The organism is Paenibacillus gyeongsangnamensis (assembly GCF_027533625.1).
GTDB classification, from domain to species: Bacteria; Bacillota; Bacilli; order Paenibacillales; family NBRC-103111; genus Paenibacillus_G; species Paenibacillus_G gyeongsangnamensis.
The window spans coordinates 86,789-105,709 of sequence record NZ_JAQAGZ010000022.1 but is presented as its reverse complement, the minus strand read 5'-3'; the positions used below and the strand labels follow the sequence as shown (position 1 = coordinate 105,709).

Annotated in this window: 16 protein-coding genes and 1 pseudogene; 7 read left to right on the top strand and 10 right to left on the bottom strand. The window is 54.7% G+C overall.

From position 1 onward, the window contains the following. Positions 1 to 10: 10 nt before the first annotated feature. The 5 genes from O9H85_RS28490 to O9H85_RS28470 all read right to left on the bottom strand — a co-directional run bounded on the left by O9H85_RS28490 (position 11) and on the right by O9H85_RS28470 (position 5,136). On the bottom strand, positions 11 to 991 hold the full coding sequence (locus O9H85_RS28490) for a Gfo/Idh/MocA family protein (protein WP_269884794.1): 981 nt from the start codon (positions 989 to 991) through the stop codon (positions 11 to 13). A gap of 160 nt (positions 992 to 1,151) precedes the next feature. Continuing rightward, positions 1,152 to 1,925, bottom strand: coding sequence for an endonuclease/exonuclease/phosphatase family protein (locus O9H85_RS28485; RefSeq protein ID WP_269884793.1), 774 nt, complete (start codon positions 1,923 to 1,925; stop codon positions 1,152 to 1,154). A gap of 18 nt (positions 1,926 to 1,943) precedes the next feature. Further along, positions 1,944 to 2,774 (bottom strand): carbohydrate ABC transporter permease, encoded by an 831-nt coding sequence (locus O9H85_RS28480; RefSeq protein ID WP_269884791.1) that lies wholly within the window; start codon positions 2,772 to 2,774, stop codon positions 1,944 to 1,946. Further along, a complete protein-coding gene (locus tag O9H85_RS28475) occupies positions 2,765 to 3,742 on the bottom strand; it encodes a carbohydrate ABC transporter permease (RefSeq protein ID WP_269884790.1) in 978 nt (325 codons plus the stop codon). The genes O9H85_RS28480 and O9H85_RS28475 overlap by 10 nt, the downstream gene beginning before the upstream one ends. Next, entirely contained in the window at positions 3,739 to 5,136 is a 1,398-nt protein-coding gene (locus O9H85_RS28470; protein WP_269884789.1) for an ABC transporter substrate-binding protein, read from the bottom strand. The genes O9H85_RS28475 and O9H85_RS28470 overlap by 4 nt, the downstream gene beginning before the upstream one ends. Positions 5,137 to 5,315: 179 nt before the next feature. Between O9H85_RS28470 and O9H85_RS28465 the strand changes: the two are divergent. Together O9H85_RS28465 and O9H85_RS28460 are read left to right on the top strand one after the other, a co-directional pair. Beyond that, positions 5,316 to 5,635 (top strand): annotated as a pseudogene (locus O9H85_RS28465) (transposase); the annotation flags it as partial. A gap of 534 nt (positions 5,636 to 6,169) precedes the next feature. Continuing rightward, positions 6,170 to 6,541 carry a VOC family protein gene (locus tag O9H85_RS28460; RefSeq protein WP_269884788.1) on the top strand — a complete coding sequence of 124 codons (372 nt, stop codon included), beginning with the start codon at positions 6,170 to 6,172 and terminating at the stop codon, positions 6,539 to 6,541. Positions 6,542 to 6,974: 433 nt separating this feature from the next. Here the strand turns inward: O9H85_RS28460 and O9H85_RS28455 are convergent, their stop codons facing one another. The 3 genes from O9H85_RS28455 to O9H85_RS28445 form a co-directional block, all read right to left on the bottom strand. Next, the gene (locus O9H85_RS28455; protein ID WP_269884787.1) at positions 6,975 to 8,126 is read right to left on the bottom strand and encodes a glycoside hydrolase family 88 protein; all 1,152 of its coding nucleotides are present in this window, start codon (positions 8,124 to 8,126) and stop codon (positions 6,975 to 6,977) included. A gap of 72 nt (positions 8,127 to 8,198) precedes the next feature. Further along, positions 8,199 to 9,026: a DUF4982 domain-containing protein gene (locus O9H85_RS28450; RefSeq protein ID WP_269884786.1), complete on the bottom strand. Its 828-nt coding sequence runs from the start codon at positions 9,024 to 9,026 to the stop codon at positions 8,199 to 8,201. Continuing rightward, complete coding sequence (locus O9H85_RS28445; protein WP_269884785.1) at positions 8,908 to 9,879, bottom strand: sugar-binding domain-containing protein; 972 nt, start codon at positions 9,877 to 9,879, stop codon at positions 8,908 to 8,910. Before O9H85_RS28445 ends, O9H85_RS28450 begins: the two co-directional genes overlap by 119 nt. A 122-nt stretch (positions 9,880 to 10,001) precedes the next feature. On the opposite strand from O9H85_RS28445, the gene O9H85_RS28440 reads away from it, so the two are divergent. The 4 genes from O9H85_RS28440 (at position 10,002) to O9H85_RS28425 (ending at position 13,211) form a co-directional block, all read left to right on the top strand. Beyond that, complete coding sequence (locus tag O9H85_RS28440) at positions 10,002 to 10,880, top strand: AraC family transcriptional regulator (protein WP_269884784.1); 879 nt, start codon at positions 10,002 to 10,004, stop codon at positions 10,878 to 10,880. Between the two features lie 423 nt (positions 10,881 to 11,303). Then, on the top strand, positions 11,304 to 11,846 hold the full coding sequence (locus O9H85_RS28435; protein WP_269884783.1) for a GNAT family N-acetyltransferase: 543 nt from the start codon (positions 11,304 to 11,306) through the stop codon (positions 11,844 to 11,846). After that, positions 11,843 to 12,595, top strand: a complete 753-nt coding sequence (locus O9H85_RS28430; RefSeq protein WP_269884782.1) for a class I SAM-dependent methyltransferase — start codon at positions 11,843 to 11,845, stop codon at positions 12,593 to 12,595. Before O9H85_RS28435 ends, O9H85_RS28430 begins: the two co-directional genes overlap by 4 nt. A 187-nt stretch (positions 12,596 to 12,782) precedes the next feature. Beyond that, the gene (locus O9H85_RS28425; protein WP_269884781.1) at positions 12,783 to 13,211 is read left to right on the top strand and encodes a ferritin-like domain-containing protein; all 429 of its coding nucleotides are present in this window, start codon (positions 12,783 to 12,785) and stop codon (positions 13,209 to 13,211) included. Between the two features lie 8 nt (positions 13,212 to 13,219). Here the strand turns inward: O9H85_RS28425 and O9H85_RS28420 are convergent, their stop codons facing one another. Beyond that, positions 13,220 to 14,062, bottom strand: coding sequence for a helix-turn-helix domain-containing protein (locus O9H85_RS28420; RefSeq protein ID WP_269884780.1), 843 nt, complete (start codon positions 14,060 to 14,062; stop codon positions 13,220 to 13,222). 566 nt (positions 14,063 to 14,628) lie between these two features. Here O9H85_RS28420 and O9H85_RS28415 point away from each other — a divergent pair. Further along, a complete protein-coding gene (locus O9H85_RS28415) occupies positions 14,629 to 17,244 on the top strand; it encodes a WD40/YVTN/BNR-like repeat-containing protein (protein ID WP_269884779.1) in 2,616 nt (871 codons plus the stop codon). 73 nt (positions 17,245 to 17,317) lie between these two features. Here O9H85_RS28415 and O9H85_RS28410 read toward each other — a convergent pair whose 3' ends face one another. Next, positions 17,318 to 18,652: a hypothetical protein gene (locus O9H85_RS28410; RefSeq protein WP_269884778.1), complete on the bottom strand. Its 1,335-nt coding sequence runs from the start codon at positions 18,650 to 18,652 to the stop codon at positions 17,318 to 17,320. Positions 18,653 to 18,921: the final 269 nt, after the last annotated feature.

Below are 18,921 nucleotides of genomic sequence, written 5' to 3'. Positions count from 1 at the left end.
TTTATTAAGGTTAAGATTCAGGCAAGCTCACAGGCTGCCCCGTACGAATCGATTCGATGGCAGCGGCGGCGATTTCGACCGCTTTTAAACCGTCATAAGCACTTACAACAGGATCATTCCCCGTCCGGATGCATTCCAGAAAATGGTTGAGCTCAGTCCAGTAGTTGGAATGGACAATGGGACTCTGTTCATTGACCACGGGTGATCCGTGCGGACCTTCCCTTAGAACAGTTCTTAAGGTGATTCCATCCCGGTTGCTGTGCCGGATAGCGCCTTTCTTCCCGAATAGCTCGACTTCGGAAGTAAACGTATCCGGAGACCCGAGACACCCTTCCAGGTTCGCGATGGCGCCGCTTCGAAAACGGAGTGTCACAAAAGCATAGTCCATCGACTCCGTCCGATGATTCAACGCATAAACGCTGCTGATCTCTCCCAGCGTCCACCGCATGAAATCGATGTCGTGAATGATGACATCCAAGATAACCCCGCCGCTCAACCGGGGGTCCAGGAACCATTCCCTTCCCTCGCCCGGATTGCCGGCTATTCGCTTCGCGTGAGCGATACCGACTTCTCCAATGACTCCATCGGAAACTTTGCGTTTTATGTCGGCATAGGCCGGAAAAAAACGGACGACATGCGCCACATACAGTCGTACGCCGTTTTCGTTGCAGCTCTGAATCATTTCTTCCGCATCCTTCGGCGATAGAGCCAGCGGTTTTTCGCAAATGATATGTTTGCCTGCTTTCGCCGCCTTCAGCACAAGTTCTTTATGAAAATGACTCGGTACGGTAACGCATACCACTTGGATATTGTTATCCGCCAGCAAGTCGTCTACTGATGAATAAGCCGATGTTCCGTATTCCGCCGCAATTCGTTCCGCTTGCTCCTGGCGGAGGTCGCTGATAGCTGTCAGTTCCACTCCCGGCATCCGAGTCAACGCTTGTATATAAGTTACTCCCATTTTTCCGCAACCAACGACTGCAACTTTCATCTATTCCTTACCTCCGGAAAAATCAAATATCGGCGTTCTGCTGTTTGAAACATATTCTTGATGGCCGAACTCACCAAATAATCAGTTAAATGAAAAACCACCTTCGCGAATGTCTTCGCGACCTAACGGTGGTTTTAGTTGGAGCATATTACGACACATATTATATTTCAAAAATGGTTAGCACCGGGTAATGATCGGATGCGCGCTCCGTTAAAGGATTTCGAATAATTCGCGATTCTTTGGCGTAAGAAGCCATAATTGAATCAGCAAAAATAAAGTCTACTCGCGAGTTTCTCCCTCGTAACGTGCCGATTGGTTCATCGGGAGACGGATTGGCCTTTCGCCACGTATCCACGTAACCGCCGTCCAGAATTTGCTGAACAATGGGACCGCGAACCGCATCACGATGATCGTCCGGCAGCTGCGCTCCCCATGTCGGGGACAAATCTCCTTCTCCCGGCGCCCATGCGTTGAAATCGCCAAGGACGCAATGAGGACCTTCAATCTGCTTCAATACCTCCATCATGGCTCCTACTTCCCTCATCTTGAAATTGGAACCGGCAGGTCCTGGCAGTGCGCGATAATGAAGCGTGAAAAAACCAATAGGCTGATGATTCGGCGGTTGTATCCATACCTCGAAGATAGGACGGAACATGGCCTCTGTATCGCAAGGATGAACAACTAGCCGATTGATTGGATAGCGTGACAAAATCGCCACGTGTTCCGGCGCCGGTTCCGATTCAGGCATGTTGCAATGACCTATAACCGGCAACATGCGGCTCCGCTGAGCAAGCGTCATCAAACCATCGATATCATCCACTTCTTGGCAAGCCAAGATGTCCGGCTGAGTCTCCTGAATAACTTGAGCCAGCTCCTCCAACCGATCACCAGGTGCATGCAGCATATTGTAAGTCATGACTCTAATCGTCGTCATATCATTGCTCCTTTCATCTTAGCCGACATCCGTATGAAACGTAATGCCTTCCATAAAATATTTTTGTCCCAGGAAGAAGATGATCACCATTGGGAGTGTAAACACGACCGACGCCGCCATAAGCAAATTCCAGTCGGCATTGTGTGTATTGAGAAACTGCTTCAGGCCGAGCGAAAGAGTCCAATGGTCAGGAGTGCTCAAATAAATGAGCGGTCCCGTATAATCCGTCCAGGCGCCTACGAACGAAAGAAGCGCCACTGTCGTCAGAGCCGGCTTGCTAAGGGGCAAAATAATTTGCCAAAAGATGCGCCAATCGGAAGCGGCATCGATGCGCGCCGCTTCAGTGACGGATTCGGGAATCGTAAGGAAAAACTGCCGCAGCACGAAAATATAGTAGGGAACCCCTAAAAACGTCGGCACGATAAGCGGCAAATACGTACCGAGCCAGCCCAAGTCGCGGAAAATCAAATACGTCGGAACAAATGTTACGAAGCCTGGCAAAAACATCGTTGCCAGCAATACACTGAACAACAGTTTTCGTCCGGGCCAATCGATTTTCGCCAACCCATAGGCGACCATGCTGCTCGATAACACGGTGCCGAGAACAGACATGACCGACAGCAGAACGGTGTTGCCAAGCTGATTCCAGAACGGGATCGTCTTTAGCGCCTTAGGGTAATTTGACCATAAAGGCGGCCATTCGAACCACCGGATCGGATCTGACATCATATGTTCCAAAGGTTTGAGCGATGAAGTAACCATCCAAAAGAACGGCATGATCATGCCGATACTAATTAAGATCAAGAGCGAATACACAAGCCAAATATGTTGAGTACGTTTCATTTCCATGTTTTCATGCCCTCGTAGTGGGTCCATTTCTTCGACCAAGCTAATAGCAGCCCAATGAGCACGGCTAAGATCAAGAACAAAACCCAAGCCAGCGCCGACGCGTAGCCCATCCGCAAATTGACAAAAGCAAGCTGATACAAATAAATCGAATAAAACTCTAGGCTTCCGCCCACTCCAACGCTGCCGCCGTCGGAGCCTCCGCCGCCCATGATGTAAGCTTGGGTAAAATATTGCATCGCGCCAAGCACACCCATAATCAGGTTAAATAACATCAGCGGCGAAATGGCGGGCAAGGTGACATGCCGGAAACGTTGCCAAGCCCCCGCTCCGTCTAAATAAGCGGCTTCCAGCAATGCGGGAGAAACGCCCTGCAAGCCGGCGAGGAAAATCAGCATCGTACCGCCTATGCTCCACCAATGAATGAGAATGAGGCTCGGTTTAGACCATTCCATGCTTGCCAGCCATAACGGACCTGTAATATGAAATATGCCGAGAAACTTGTTGATTAAGCCGAACGACGGATTGAGAATCCAAATCCAAAGCATCGATGTTGCAACTGGAGGTACTAATTGCGGCATATACAGTACTGTGCGGAACAGCTTTCTGCCGCGAATCGGTTGATTCAGAAGCAGCGCGTAAACTAATCCAACCACCAGGCTGCTTGGAACCATGAATACAACCAAATATAACGTATTGTAGCTGGAGCTCCAGAACGTCGGATCATCCAGCAAAGCCCGGTAATTGTCCCAACCTACCCATCGCGGAGCTCCGATGATGTTGTAATCAGTAAAGCTGTAATACAGCGACAAGAGCATCGGCACTAGTACCAAGGTGAGTAACCCGATAAGCCATGGGGAAACGAACAAAAGGCCCCATCTGATTCGAGAGTGAACGAGCTTGCCTTTGCGGCCCGGAGTATTTTTACTCCGGGTCTGCAAAGGAACGACACGCTGCTGTACTGAACTCATTTGCCGGCACTAGCTTTCCAAGTTTTCAGTTCAGAATCAACCAAGGGGGCGATTTGCTTTTGCACGTCATCCAGCGCTTGTTGCACCGTCATTTTCCCGGTCTCCGCCAGCTGAATGTTGGTGCTGAGCTGCTTCGCATAGGTAGCTGATTCCGGGATCGGCGGGAAAGGAATAATGTTGTCGCCGCCGCTATATTTCCAGAAAAACGCCATTTGCGGGTTCGGAGCCAGCTTCGAATCGTTCACAAGCTCCTTGAGCGCAGGAACTGCCATAATCGCCGAGAAATATTCCGGTTTAACGCCCAGCTTTTCCCCTTCTGTAGACAGCCATTTGATAAGCTCCCAAGCTTGGTCCGGTTCCGCCGCACCTTTCGGGATGACCATCGGATTGCCGCCGACGGAGCCCATGTTGCCGAACTGGGGAGCATCGGCCGGATGCGGGATCGGAGCTACATCAAAATCCAGGTTCGGAGCCTGCTGCTGAATGCTCGGCATAAACCATTCGCCGGAGACGATCATACCTACTTTGCCGGTTGTGAACGGGTTTACGCCGCTCGCTGCGTTTTGGTTGCTGGATTGGAACCGGGCAATTTTGTCGGGATTGAACTGCTTCCAGTAATCGACAAGCCAGCTGACGCCTTTGACGACATTGGGGTCGTTCGCTGTCACGACTCCGTCTTTAGTAGCAAAACGGCCGCCCCATAAATAGCCTTCATTTTCTTTAGTGAAAGCCGGGAGAAAGCCGAGCTGCGTATACTGGCCGTCCGGGCCTTCAATCGTCAGCTTTTTGGCGTCGGCAACGAGCTCTTCCAGCGTCGCAGGCGGATGGTCGATACCCGCTTTGGCGAATAACGTTTTATTATAGTACAAACCATACGTGTCTTCAAAATATGGTAGCGCGTATTGATGTCCCAAAATAGAGTTGGAATAAAGGGAGGCTGGAGTGAATTGGTTCAGATCAAGGCCGCTTTTTTGAATATAAGGCTCAAGAGACAGAATAGCCCCTTTGGCTGCGAAAGTAGGAACGTAGTTCGTCGTATTCAGCATAGAGACGCTCGGAGGATTGCCAGCCGCAATTTGAGCGAGCAGCTTGTCCTCTTGCATACCGGGCGCTAACGTCCATACGACATCCGGATGCGTCTTGTTATACTCATTGAGGATGCCCGTCATGGCCTTGGTCAGTTCTGCAGAGGACCATGCCATCGACATCGTGAGCTGCTTCGGTGCCGCTTTGTTCGTCCCGTTTGCGGCGCTACCTCCACTCTGCGCTGTGGTAGCATTCGCTCCAGTCGCATCTGCCGGCTTTGTAGCCGCATTCTGTGAATTGCCGCATGCCGACAATAATCCGGAAATCAGTAAACCTGCTCCGAGTAAGGCTTTGAAACGATGTTTCATTGATTGCTTACCTCCCGTTGTTTACTTACCTCCCCCCTATAATATTAAACTTTTGTATTCCCATTGTTATCGAGGATTGAATATTACTTTAATATAAGAAAGATAGAATTGAAGAATACGATACATAAAATCTATAGTAAAAAATTTCCCCCTACCTGGGTTTGAACCAGACAAAAACCAGGTTGACCCACTTTTTTGACGTGGAGTTATGCCAGCGATGTCCGCTCAAGGAAGGCTGCTACGAAGAGGGGCTAAGAGCAAAACCTGCTCCGTAAGCATTAAATCCGATGAACACTCGGAGCAAATAGCATTCCAAGAATCAGATTATTTCAAAGCAAAATCCAAGGAACGCTACAAAATTGAAGCGAAGAACAGCGAACTCAAACATAGACATGGGTATGATGTCGTCTCATCCTCGGGTCTGCTTGGCATGCAAATGCAAGGAGCAATGGCCATATTTGCCGTAAACCTAAAGCGTTTATTGAAATTAACGGATTGAGAATTCCCTTGCCCAAATAACCGATTTAGAGCCAAAGAAAAGAAAGCATCCGTCCCGATATTGAGGGTAGATGTCTTATTTGCTGTTGTGCATAACGTTGAGATAAAAAAACGTTAGTTCTTCAGTGGCCTCGCTGTTGTTCCGGGGCTTTTGCGGGCGGCGCCCCATTTTTTTCTGGGAAGTTCAGCAGTCATGCCCAAGGAAAGGGTCGGAAGCACGCGATGTGCACGTTCCGGCTGGCTTATGCCATAGATCGGTGGTTTGGGATGGATCGCTTTGCCACATGGAACCGACCGGAATGCGAGGCGGTTTTGATCGTTGGCACCAACACCATAGATTGGCATTGGACGAGAACGAACAGGCGTTGACATGAAACCAAAACGTTTCGTATAATAAAGCGTAACCTAAAGGTTTCGCATTGCGGTGCAGTCGGTAATCAGCTAACTTACGGTTAAACCTACTGCGTGCATGGGGAGCTTAGTAAGGAAGCGGAGCATTCCGCACAATCTTTAGTAAATCAGGGAGGAATTATGCATGAAGAACGCAAGTCCTTATGTCATCGTCGATAACGTAGAAGAGTCCGCCGAGTACTATCAAGGTATTATGGGCGGGGAGATCAAGATCCTGAACAAGCAAGAAGGACGCGTCATGCATGCGGAGCTGCATTTGGGCGGCGGGCACGTTCACTTCTCCGATTCTTACGGCAGAACCCCGAAGGGCGAGAACATCAGAATTATTCTCCAATGCGAGAGCGAAGAAGAAATCCGCAAGGTGTTTGACGGCCTGAAAGCGGACGGCCAAGTGGCGGTGGAGCTGCAGGATACGTTCTTCGGCGCGCTGCACGGCCAAGTGACGGACGGCAAGAACCAAATTACTTGGGTACTTAATTTTTTTAAAAGAAACTAAGCTGCTCGGATCCTCGGCGTTAATGGACCGGTTCGCTAGTATCGCGGCTTGGTTCACTAAGCGCCCCATTGCGGGTGATCGGTCTCCCGTTAGTGAACCACAGTTCATTTGTAGTGAGCGGCGGTTCGCTACAAGACCGGCTAAAGACCATCTGCATGCTTTACTGAACCTCAAGGCCATTTTACGCCCCCAGGTTCACTAGTATCGCCTCCTGGTTCATAAGCGACGCACTAAATGGAATCAGCCTTCCGTTAGCGAACCTGCGTTCCTTACCAGTGAACCACGGTTCACTAAGCACCGCAACTTTCCAACTTTCCGGTAAAACGATGCCGCTCCAAGTACTCGCACACGCGCGCCGGCAAAAAAAAAAGCTCGGAGCTCCCCACAAAGGGGCAGCTCCGGGCTTTATTCATGAGCTCGCAGGCTCGCTCGCTTAGAAAATGCGCGTCTTCCAGCCCATCAGCTTCGCGAGGGCTTCGACGTAGTAGTAGTCTCCGTAGATTAGGGAGACGTCCACGTTCTGGCCGGCCGGCTTGTTGCCGGTACCGGCGATCAGAATCGCCTCGTGGTCCGGACGGTCCCACGTGGCGTAATGCTTCGTGAGCGAGAGCAGGATGCGCTCGGCGGCTCGGCGGTACATCGCGCCTAGGGCGCCCGGCAGCGCCTCCGCGAGCTCGAGCAGGCCGGACGCAGCGCACGAAGCCGCCGACGTATCGCGCGGCTCGCCGTCCAGCGGATCCGCCGCGCGGAAGTCCCAGTGCGCGACGTAGTCGTCCGGCAAGCACGCGAGGAAGTAGTGCGCCACCTGCTGGGAGGCGCGCAGGTACTTCGTATCGCCGGTGTAGCGATACACGTTCGCCATGCCGTGGAGCGCCCATGCGGCGCCGCGGCTCCAGGACGAGTGCGGGCCGGCGCCTTGGCCGCCGAGGGACTCGATCCGTTCGCCCGTCTTCGCGTCGAACGAGACGATATGGTTCACCGAGCCGTCCGGCCGGATGAACTGGCTCACGACCGTATCGGCATGCGCGCGGCCGATATGGTCAAAGCGCGGGTCGCCGATCTGCTCGGCGGCCCAGAACAGGATCGACAGGTTCATCGACGAGTCGACGATGGACCAGCCGATCTTCTCTTGATTCCACGCGCGCAGGAAGTTGCCCGCGATGTTGAAGCGGCCCGCCAAGAAGTTGGCGGCCTGCAGGCCGCGTCGCAGCCCGTCCTTGTCGCCGGTCAGCTTGTGCTTGATGACCGCCGTCGGCAGGAACTGGAAGCCTACGTCGTGATGGAAGTTGTTGTCCTGGATCATCTTCTGCTCGAACTTCTCGTCCCAGCCCCATGCCGCTTCCTTGTAGTGTTCCTTGCCCGTCAACTCGTGCATGATCCAGAGGATGCCCGGCCAGAAGCCGGACGTCCACCAGTCGTAGCGAATATCGTCGTAGATGCCGTCTTCCTTCGCCACGTGCGGCGATTTGGTGCCGATTTGTCCGATCATCCGGTCCACTTTAACCTGGAGCGCCTCCCAAATGTGAGGCAAAGCTTCCGGCAGCCCCGCCGTCCGTTCCCACTTGCTTGTGTCGATAGCTGTCATGGTAAATCTCCTCCTGATTTGAAATTTAAACTGCTAATTGTTCTTCCTGCTAAATGTTAAGCTGCCAAAATTTTAAGATACGGTAATAAAAGTCGTCTTCATGCCTTCGCAAGCCGCGCTCACAACGGACACGCCCTGGCGTCCGCTTCCGCTGCGCCCGCCGTTCAAGGACGCCGCAGGTCCGCCCGCGCTCACGAAATCCGTAACCGAGATGCCCGCCGGCTGTCCGCCGTTCGGATCGACATAAATGCCTGCGCGGCCGGTTGCCAGCTGCACGAGACGCGAGCCGCGGATCGTTCCGAGGTGCTCCAGCAGCTTCCCGTCGCCGGCGAGGCCGAAGCGGACGAACTGCGCCGCGTCCGGGCAGAACACGCCGTTTGCATCCACCGCGCGAGCTTCCACATAAATGCGGCCGTCCTCCAGACGCTCCGCCGTAAGCTGAAGCTCAGCCGGCTCGCCCCACTGGGCGGTCTGGTACTCGAAGGTGAGCTCGTCTTCCACCGTCACGTCATCTTTTACCGCTACGACCTTGACATGGTTCGTGCCCGCCGCGGGGACCGGCTCCCAGCGCAGTCCCGCCGCAGGGAAGTTCTGCGAATCGCATTTCTTCACGCCGAGACTCTCCCCGTTCAGGAACAGCTCCGCTTCGTCGCAGTTGGAGTAGACGCGGATTTGCTTCTTCTCCCCTTCTGCGCCCCAGCGCACCGGCATCGAATGGCCGTAAATGCGGGCCATCGGCTTCTCCGCCCAATACGATTGGAAGACGTAGTAGGCGTCTTTTTTAGTGAAATCGCGCTCGATGATGCCCTTCATGTTGAGGTAAGGAATCGGCGAATCCGGACGCACCGGCGTGGCAAAATCCTTGAACGCCCACTGCGCGGCGCCCGTCAGCCAGTCCATATTCTCCTGCGATTTCAGGTACCAGTCGATCATCTCGCAGAAATACGTGCGTACCGGCGAGCGTAACGCTGCAGCCGTACAAATACGGCGCATTCGTCGTCCACAGCTGCGGCGAGCTCAGCTCGTACACCGCAAGCTCCTTCTCGCCCTGCCATGGAAGGCAGCTCACCTTCGATTCGCCGATGACCTTGCCCTCGCGGTCGGTGATGCGCACCGTCAGCGATACGCTGTCGCCGAGCGCACCCGGGTTATACAGGCTGGCGCGCACCTTCACGCGGCAGGTTCCTTGTCCGGCTTCCAGCGCCGACGTATCCGTCTCCACATGAACCTGCGCGAGCGATACCGCCGGCACGTACACGAGATTCAGGTATCGGTAAATGCCGCCGTATAGGTTAAAATCGCTCGCATCCGACGGAATCGTCTCCAGCTCCCGGCTATTGTCGCAAGCGACCGCTACCGGGATCAGTCCGTTGTAGCGCTCGATACCGCGCGCCTGCTCCGCCGCCTCGGTAATGTCGACCGTAAACTCGTCGTAGCCGCCGAGATGCGAGTCCACCTTATTCGTGTAAACGTAAACATCCGTGCGCTGGCCCGCCCCTTCAAAATGCAGCAGCGTCCGTCCGTTCGGGTACGGATTGTTCACGGCAAGCTTGGTGCGATACCAGCCTTGGCCTTGAAAATACTTGCCGTCCGGGTCCATGACGTCGAGCCCGTTATAGGAATGCGGCAGCTCGACGCCCTGCCATGGCACGTTATAATGATTCTTTAGCTTGTCCGCCCGCCATACTTCCCAAGGGCCGCCCAAGCTGCCGCAGTAATGCTCCCAGTTGTCGTTCAATCGCTGCTTGATCACAGACAGAACATCCCCTTAAGCGATAAGATGCTTCAAGCATAGCAGAAAATGCGCTCGGAAAGTTTGGCCCTCTTATGATAAAATGTTGTTATATTACGGCAGCCAATCAAGGGATGTGCGACATGAAGCAGATCAACTACATGAATATGAACCAGCATCCGGCCCAGCTTTCTTTTTACAAGGACCGGACGAAGGAATTTGCGGAAATTTATCATGCCCATCAGGGGATGGAAATGTTATACGTTCACGTCGGAACGGGAACGGTCGTTGTTGAGCAACAGATTTTCGAGCTGTCGCCGGGCGTCCTGTTCTATTTCAAGCCGTTCCAGCTCCACCGGATCCGGGTCAATCTCGGGGAAGGACAAGCCTACGTCCGCTCGCTGTTCGTCTTCGAGCCTTCCGTGCTGGACGAGACGCTGGCGCCGTTCCCGGGACTGCGCAGCTTCTTCCAGACGCTCTGGAAGGATCCGCTTGCACCTCAAATGATCCGCGGCCTCCCCGCAGACGAGATCGACCGCTTGTTTCACGCGCACATGCGGAGCCTCACGCCTTCCTCGCCCGACCGACTGCTGGAGGAACAAATGCTGTTCCTCACCGCGCTCATCCATACGTGCCGTCCTGCCGTGGAAGCGGCGATGCGGCTGGGCGAGGAGCTTCCGATGCTCCCGCGCAAATCGTCCAGCGTAGCGGAGCAGGCCATGACGTGGATCGAGGGGCACTATATGGAGCCGTTTGAGCTGGGGCGGCTCGCCCAAGAGGTGCATCTGTCGCCGAACCACGTCTCCGCCGTGTTCCGCCAGACGGTCGGCAGCAGCATCACCGAGTATTTGACGGCCCGGCGCATCCGGCAGGCCTGCTGGCTGCTGCAGACGTCGAGCCTCAGCGTACAGGAGATTGGCCAAGCCGTAGGCCTCGGCAATTTTTCCTACTTTTGCCAGCTGTTCAAGAAGCACGTGGGCATGACGCCGAACCGATTCAAGCGTGCGCCTCGGGCGAAATGAACCAAAAACGTGCGGTACGAAGGATCCATTGCCTTAAGGAGAGATTATGCAATAGGAAAAATCCGCACTGATGGCTCGTCCGCATAGACTCCGGGGCTAAGGTTGGACCAACAAGTACCTATTCGCTACACGCCCGCACTTCGACCGCATTTCGACCGCATTTCGACCGTATTTCGCCCGCACTTTTCCTCACTTCACCTCACTTCTCCTTACTTCTCCCTCACTTCCCCTTCACTTCCCCTGCACTTCTCCCTCACTTCCCCCGTACTTCCCCCCACTCCCGTCTCACGCCTTCCACTCATCGCATTTCAAGCCACCGCCTCCCCCTATCCACCGTTCACGGGTAAATTTGTTTCAGCTGATCTTTCCTCCCGATCCCGGATCCTCTTATGGTATGGTGGGTTTAAAAGAGGAGGCATGCGCATGAAACGTCCGCTCGGTTTTGAAACGAATTCGCTCGCGCTGCGGGAATTCACCCTGGAGGACGATGAAGCTCTGTACCTGCTCACCCGGCAAAAGGAGATCACCGATATCCTGCCCGATTGGAACATGACCAAGGAACAGTTAACGGACTTCCTCCGCTTCGTCACCGGTTCTTATACGAAAATTCACGCTGGGGATGTACGGATCCTCCTCGCGGCAGAGCACAAGCGGGAGAGGAAGCTGATCGGCTGGTGCGGCGTCTTCCCGAACGGCAAGCTCCCGCCGGACGAAAGGGAGATCGCTTACGCGATATCCAAAGATTACCGCGGTAGAGGTTACGCTGCCGAAGCGGTGTCCGGGATGGTCTCCTACATCTTCGGATGCACCGGCTTGCAGGAAATCACGGCCATCGTCAAGCCGTTCAATACGGCTTCCCGAAGGGTGCTGGGCAAAGCCGGATTCCGCTTCGTGCAGCCTATCCGGCTGTCCGATGGAGCGGATTACGAATATTTTGTGATGGAGAGGAGCCGTGAACGATCATGAATCCGCACGACGATCCAAGCTTCTATGACCGCGTCGGCGAGGCGAACGGCTGGGATTTCAGCCGTCTGCGCTGCGTTACGGAAGGCGCGGCATGGGACTTCTACGACGAGGTGGCAAAATGCTGCCGCCCGTCCGTCCTGCTGCTCGACATCGGCACCGGCGGCGCCGAGGCGCTGATCTCCGCAGCCGGTGCCGCCCTGCTATGCGTCGGAATTGACCGGTCTCCGGCAATGGTCCGGACGGCGGAACGCAATGTATCCCGCTCCGGGCGGACCAATATACGCATCCTGCCGATGGAGGCCGGGAGGCTCACTTTTCCGGGCGGCTTTTTTGACGTGGTATCTTGCAGGCATTCGGAGTTCTCAGCTAAAGAGGCTTACCGGGTGCTGACGAAGGGCGGCCGGTTCCTGACCCAACAGGTAGCGGAAAGCGACAAGAGGAACCTGAAGATGGCGTTGGGCCGGGGGCAGCATTTTGACGACAAGCCGGGTACGCTCCGGATGAGGCTCGAAGCCGAGCTGGAGGAGGTCGGCTTTGTGGAGGTGCAGGCCTATGAGTATGATGCGGCGGAATATTATGCGGAGGAGGAGGATTTGGTCTTCTTGCTGAAGCATACGCCGATTGTCCCTCGCTATGGAGAGGAGGAAGGGGACGAAGCCACGCTTCGCCGGTTCATCCGGGAGTACCGGACGCCTAAGGGCATCCGGACGAATGCGTCGCGTTTGCTGGTGACGGCCAGGAAATTGTAAGATGACGGCTTCCGAAGCCATCAAAGGGGCCTGAACCGGACCGCGTTTAACTTGAAGCGCCACCGAACGATCGGCACACTTTTGGCTTGGCGGGTTACCGCTTCTTTAGACTATCTCCCGTGGACAATACACGTTAGCCCAATTCCCGCATAAGTTAACAGCAGGTTGATTCATGGGGGGGATCGAAATGTATTTCAATTCTTATTTGCGCCCTGCGGATTCGGCTCTCATCGCCGACATTGCAAAAGCGGTCAACGGGGAATACAGCGCCATCGCTTGCTATGAGCAATTGGCCAAGTTGGCACCCGAAGAAGAAGCAAGGAAGCGAATTCTTGAAATTCGAAACGATGAAATTCGTCATTTTCAAGTGACTTCCAAAATTTATACCGGCTTGACCGGGAGGAAGCCCGCCCCTCACATCACGGAGCCATGTCCGTCGGACTACCGGGCGGGGCTCGAGTTCGCTTTTAAGGACGAACAAGAAACCGTGGATTTTTACCTTAACATCGCCGAGAAGAGCGTGGACCCCTACGGCAAGGATCAGTTCCGGCGTGCGGCGGCCGATGAACAGAATCACGCCGTCTGGTTTCTGTATTTGCTGACGCGGCACCGTTAGGTGCAGGATCAGCGCAGCAGTGCATTTTTCCGGTACTCGCTTGGGGAGAGGCCGGTTTGTTTTTTGAACAGGCGGGAGAAGTAGTACAGCTCCAGTCCGACCTGCTCGGCCACATCGGTGACGGTTCTGCCGCTGTCCTGCAGTAGCACCTTCGCCAGCTCCATCCGTTTGCGGTTGATATAGGCGATCGGCGACAGGCCCAGCATCGTTTTGAAATACTGCATGAAATAATTCGGGTGAAAATGCACAAGCCGCGCGAGCTCGTCGACGGTCATCTGCTCCTGCAAATGCTCGTCGACGTACTGGAGGACGGTGTTGATTTTGCCCGTCTCGGTCGTAGGGGTCAGCCGGAGGCTGCGCTCCGTCTCCTGCTCCATCGCCTGCTCCATGTAGGCTGAGATGATCTCCAGCAGCAGCGACTTGATGCGGAGAGGTGCGGTAAGCGAAGGGTTGCTGTACTGCTCAACCAGCGCCTTGAACTTGGCTTCCATCCACAGCTCGTCCCGGACATCGATGCAGTGGGGGAGCTCCAGCATTTGGAACAGGTTCACTTCCCCGACCGCTGCGGTAATATGACACCAATATTTGCCGAAGCCGTTCTCGTTCAAGCGCCCGTACGAAAGCCTCATCCCCGCCGGCAGCAGCAGCAGCTGGCCCGGCTTCGGATGGTACAGCCGGTTGCGCAAGCGGATCCAGCCTTCGCCCTCGCGGATATAATAGAGCCGGGTAATATCCGGCACCTGATGCGTTTCCCGCCAATTGGCCCCGACTTTCGTGTAATGCGCCGTCTGCAGCGTAATCTGCGTATTTTCCAGGTAACTGCGCATGAGCTGAAGCTGCCGCCCTTCCATCCGAGCCTCCCCTTTCATCGTCCGATGTCAACGTTAAAGATAAACGATAACTCCTTACAATAGTGTAACTCTATTCTCCTATCATACATCCTGAGCTCGCCGTTTGCATACTGCAATAACGTCAGCTTGACGCGGATTACCAGGATAAACGGCTACGCCGTCCTTGCCTTACAAGGACCAGCGCGTTTACCAAGGTTGATGCGAAGCTATAAGTTACGAAAACTTATAGCTTCGCATCAACTAAAAAATGAGGCCAAGACCTCCCCGGGATGAGCGGGCTGATCTTGGTCTTGTCATGTGCGCTGCCCGAAGCGGCAGCGCGAGGATGATTCCCGAGCAATAATGATGGTTTCCAATTTCAAAGGATGACAGCTCTTTTAGGCATAATGATCGATCGAATTTACCCGTTCACAATTGACTTGCCGGTTCATCGATTTCTGCGGATAGCTTGCCCAACCCGTCAGCCGTCGCCGCGACAGTTAAAAGAAGGCCAATTATGCAACTTTTCCCTTTTTCAATCGTTTAATGGGGTGTTCGTATATTCCTGAAAAGGAGCATCAGCCCCTATGATACGAAAATCTATCGCAGTGCTGGCTGCCATCGTATGTACGGCTGTGACGGTTACCCCGAGCCAGCCGTCTTTGGCGCAATCGACAAACGTGGCTGTCAGAACGGTTATCGGCAGCGTGCTGTCCACAGATATTCGCGCCTTCGTCAACGGAGAGGCGATCCGTTCCATGAACATCGGCGGCAATACGGCCATTGTCGTCGAGGATTTGCGCAGCTACGGCTTCGACGTGTCGTGGGATCCGCCCGAACGGCGGGTCGACATTTACCCGAACCCCGGTAAGAAGATTCAACCGGCTTACACCTCGGATGTCAGCGGAAACCATGCGCAGGGGAACAAAATCGCCGATGTGCTGGCAACGGATATCCGCACGGTCGCGCTCGGAAAAGAAATTCCCTCGTTCAACATCGGAGGAAAAACGGCGGTATTCCTGCAGGATCTCGCTCCGCTGCTCGGCCGTCTGGAATGGAACGGGGAGACGCGCACGGTCTCATTTACGGAAAATAAAGCTGCAGCGGCCGACGGGAGGGCAGCTCAAAGCGCCGAATATCCGCTTCAGATCGAGCATATGTCAAGCAACCGGTTTTCCATCCAGTTTGAAGATGACGGCATGTATTTCGGGGATCAGCGAATCGGCTTCGGACAGGACGGCCGGGCGATGCTTTCCGTTGAGCGGATGGCGGACCTGCTTGGCTATAAAACAGACAAACAGGGAGACGGCCTCTACGTCCATAACGATACCTGCGGATTTCGCATCGGGCCGGATCTCGAGACGGCGGAACTGTACTGGTTCGGTGGGAAGGACAACGAGACGAAGCTGACGTTTCCCGCCGTGAAGCAGGGCGGGGAGCTTTATATGTTTGAATACGATTTGAAGGAGATGTTCGGCTATACCGGCAACTGGGATCCGGTTACAAGGCTGCTGGAGATCGATTATGCAAGATACGATGTAAAAGATTTCGGGATACCGGAGAGCGTATACAGCTACTGGTACGGGGTGAAGGGACTGCTGTTCGCGCCGCTTACGACGGATTTGCCGATGCTCTTCGTAACCGCTGCGAGAAGCGGAACAACGTTCCACGGAAGTTCCACGATGAGATCCTCCGAGCAGAAGACGCCGAGCGGCGCTCCGATCTATGAGTTCGCCTCCGCTGTTCCCATGGATATAGGCGACAATGCGGTCAAGGTCGAGTACCGCGTACGCCAACGCATCTTGTACAGCAAGACGTTTATTCATTCCATCACGCCGGAGCGGATGATGCCTGTGATCAATTACGGCGATCTGCCGTTCGGGTTCGGCGATTTCAGCTCGATCACTCTCGATACGCCGGCTACCGGCCAAGTCCGGACCGATAACGGCAAGGTGGAGGTCGGAGGAGCCGTCATCAAAGCGCTCGGGAAGGGACTCCTTGCGGTGATTGAGAAGGAGGATGCCGCCCAATGGACGGACCGCGAAACGGAGCAAATTCCGTTTGATGCAGGACGTTTTACGGCATCGCTTCCGCTGAACCACGGAAAAGGGCGATATCGGATTACGCTGCGGTCAGATCTATCGATCCCGGCCCCCCGGCGGTACGATCCGTACATCGACGTGGCCCGTTTTTACGTCGACTACCGGGACCGGGTGTCCCGCATTGTCGGCATGGACGGGAACGAAGGCTTCGGCTGGAACGGCGGCGGGAAGCTGCTTCATACGACGAATACAGGAAAATCATGGGATGTCATTGTTCCGGACGGCATCGGCGACAAGGATCGCCTGATAGCCGCCGACTTTAGCGACCCGTATAAGGGGTTTGCTTTCTACCTCACGGAAGACAAGAAGCTCGTCGCTTCCCATCGTCTTTATGAGGGGGGCTGGGAAACGGCGGCGCTGCCGACAACGGAGACGTGGGAAACATCGTCCGACGTAACGTCGTATCGAGCGCATTTTGACTTTAGTCCCGATTATGTGATGCTAACCTCTTCGCCATCGGCAGGACAGATGCACAAATCGCTCTACAGGTCGGACGACCGCGGCAGATCATGGACGCGTGTCGGCGATTTGACAGCCGGCATTCCCGGCTACCCGACGGGAATCAGCTTCCGCAAGGAGAAGGAAGGCTGGATCGGTACGAATGCTCAAGGGCAGGAGGGCTTCCCGTTCTACCGGACGCAGGACGGCGGCCGAACCTGGGCCCTTCAGCCCATTGAAGTCCCCGCCGAATTTAGGAAGGCTACCGCCACCATCTATCCGCCCGCCTTCGACCAGGAAAGCGATTATCATGGCATCTTCATCGCCGAATTGGTGCAGAACGGGGAAAAAACGTACGTCCCCTACGAAACGAGAGACGCTGGGGATACGTGGACCCCGCTCCCCCATTTGAAGGCCATCCAAGGGGTACCGGTATTGAATTTTGACAGGCTCAATATGGGAAGGGCCATTTCCAGTGACGGCAAGACCGTCTACACGATGAATTCGTATAATCATGAGGACTGGCAGGCGGTCACAACGGACCTTCCATTAAAAGGTGCTTCGCAATTTTTCCTGCGCGAAGACGGTTTTGGATGGGTGCTGCTGGACGGCTTCATCAAGGTAACCAGCGACGGAGGGAGGTCGTGGAGCGACCCGCAATAACGGGCTGCGCAGCAAAAGAGCCTCAGGTCCACAAGCGACGGCGGAAGCTCTGAGGCTCGTTCTGCGAGCTTGGTTAATCAAAGCGCGAGATCAAAGCGTACACATCTTGCGACCGGTCTTCGGCCGGCTTGAACGAAACGGATTTCAGCCGCACCTGTGCTCCTCTGAAGTTGAAATTGGCGCTGACCATGATGAAAAAATAGCGGGACTCTCCAGCGCGGACATTATATAGTGTCTTGGAAATTTCCTGGGCCTCTCCCTTGTCGTTATAGATTTCCAGGCGAAGCTCGATATCGCTCCTGCTGTATGGCGTGTCGATGGCGGCAAGCGTTCCTTCAAGAGCTACATGCATCGGTCCGCCCGATTCATAGGAAGGAAACGGGTTCGGCGTGACGCCGACCTGTACGCGATGCCCGCTGTCCGTCATGTCGAGCTTCCTCTCGTCCTTGATGCGAAGCCAACCGTCACCCATCCACGTATGCGCATGGATCCAGTCGCCGGCCCGCTCGAAGCTCTCGATCTGCTGCGGTGCGGCAGCTCCGATGGCCGACGCGGAGTCGAACGGATACGTATGGATCGACGTCGTCCTCGTCAGCTCGTAGGTGTTGTTCTCCGGCACGATCTCGGCAGGCATATGCAGCTGCGGGTTCACCCAGGCGGCATCGCCGGACGCCGTGTGCACATGATACCAGGTGGTATTGAAATAGCGGATGGTTACCTTCTCGAAGGCCTGAACGGGCTGAGGCGCAATCATCCCGAGGGTGGGCAAATAAGTAAGCGTATGATTGAACATTCCGCCCGGCCCTGAATCAAGCGCGGCAGTTACCCCTCCGAACAACAGCGTGTAGGTGTTCAGAGTAACCGTTTCGTCGGTCGTTTGCACGTAAGGCAGGTAACGGTCCGGGATAATCCACTTCTTGCCGAGCCATGTATCGATGCGGACCGCGCGATACTGCCAATTCATCGGTTCACCCGGGTTGTATACGTAAGCGACCGCATCCGCGTGAACCTTCTGAGGCGATATATGGTAACGCGTCTTCGAAGGCTCGGACGGGTAATCGTACAGAACGGCATCCTCGTACAGCTGCAGGTCGAACGACTCCTTCCTCATCACCGAGCCTTGATAATCGAAGCTTGGCTGTATCCATTTCGGACCGAGCCACGTATTCACGGAAAGCCATTTTCGCCCGCCGGCTTCCTTCGTTTCAAGCACCTGCATCGTTTGCGGACCGACTACCCCTTCCGTCGATGCGTGTAGGCTTGGCGTCTCATACAGCGGCAAATCCTCCACAATGGTAACGTAAGAAGGAAGAGGCGCAGCACCGGCAAGGCTTGCAACGGATAACAGCACCAGGGCGAATAGGCAACTCACGCTCCGTAAGGCGGCAAGAAGGAATCCTTTTCGCATCGATAGTCTCCTCTCTTATACTTGGAAATCACTCCTCCTTTAACGCGGCAAGTTTGCCAAAAGTTGCTTAGTTATCCCTAAAATACTAAAAACTGGGGATTACCCATACTCACCTCTCTATCCATTGGACGAAACCGAGGCAAAAGTTTTCCTTCCGGGCACATGCATTTTCCATTTTTCGATTTCTCCCATCAGCCCCTTTTTCTTGGCCCCTTTCCGTCCCCCCGGCCGTGTTTGTTTCATGTCAAATGCCGGCGGGTAAAAAAAGA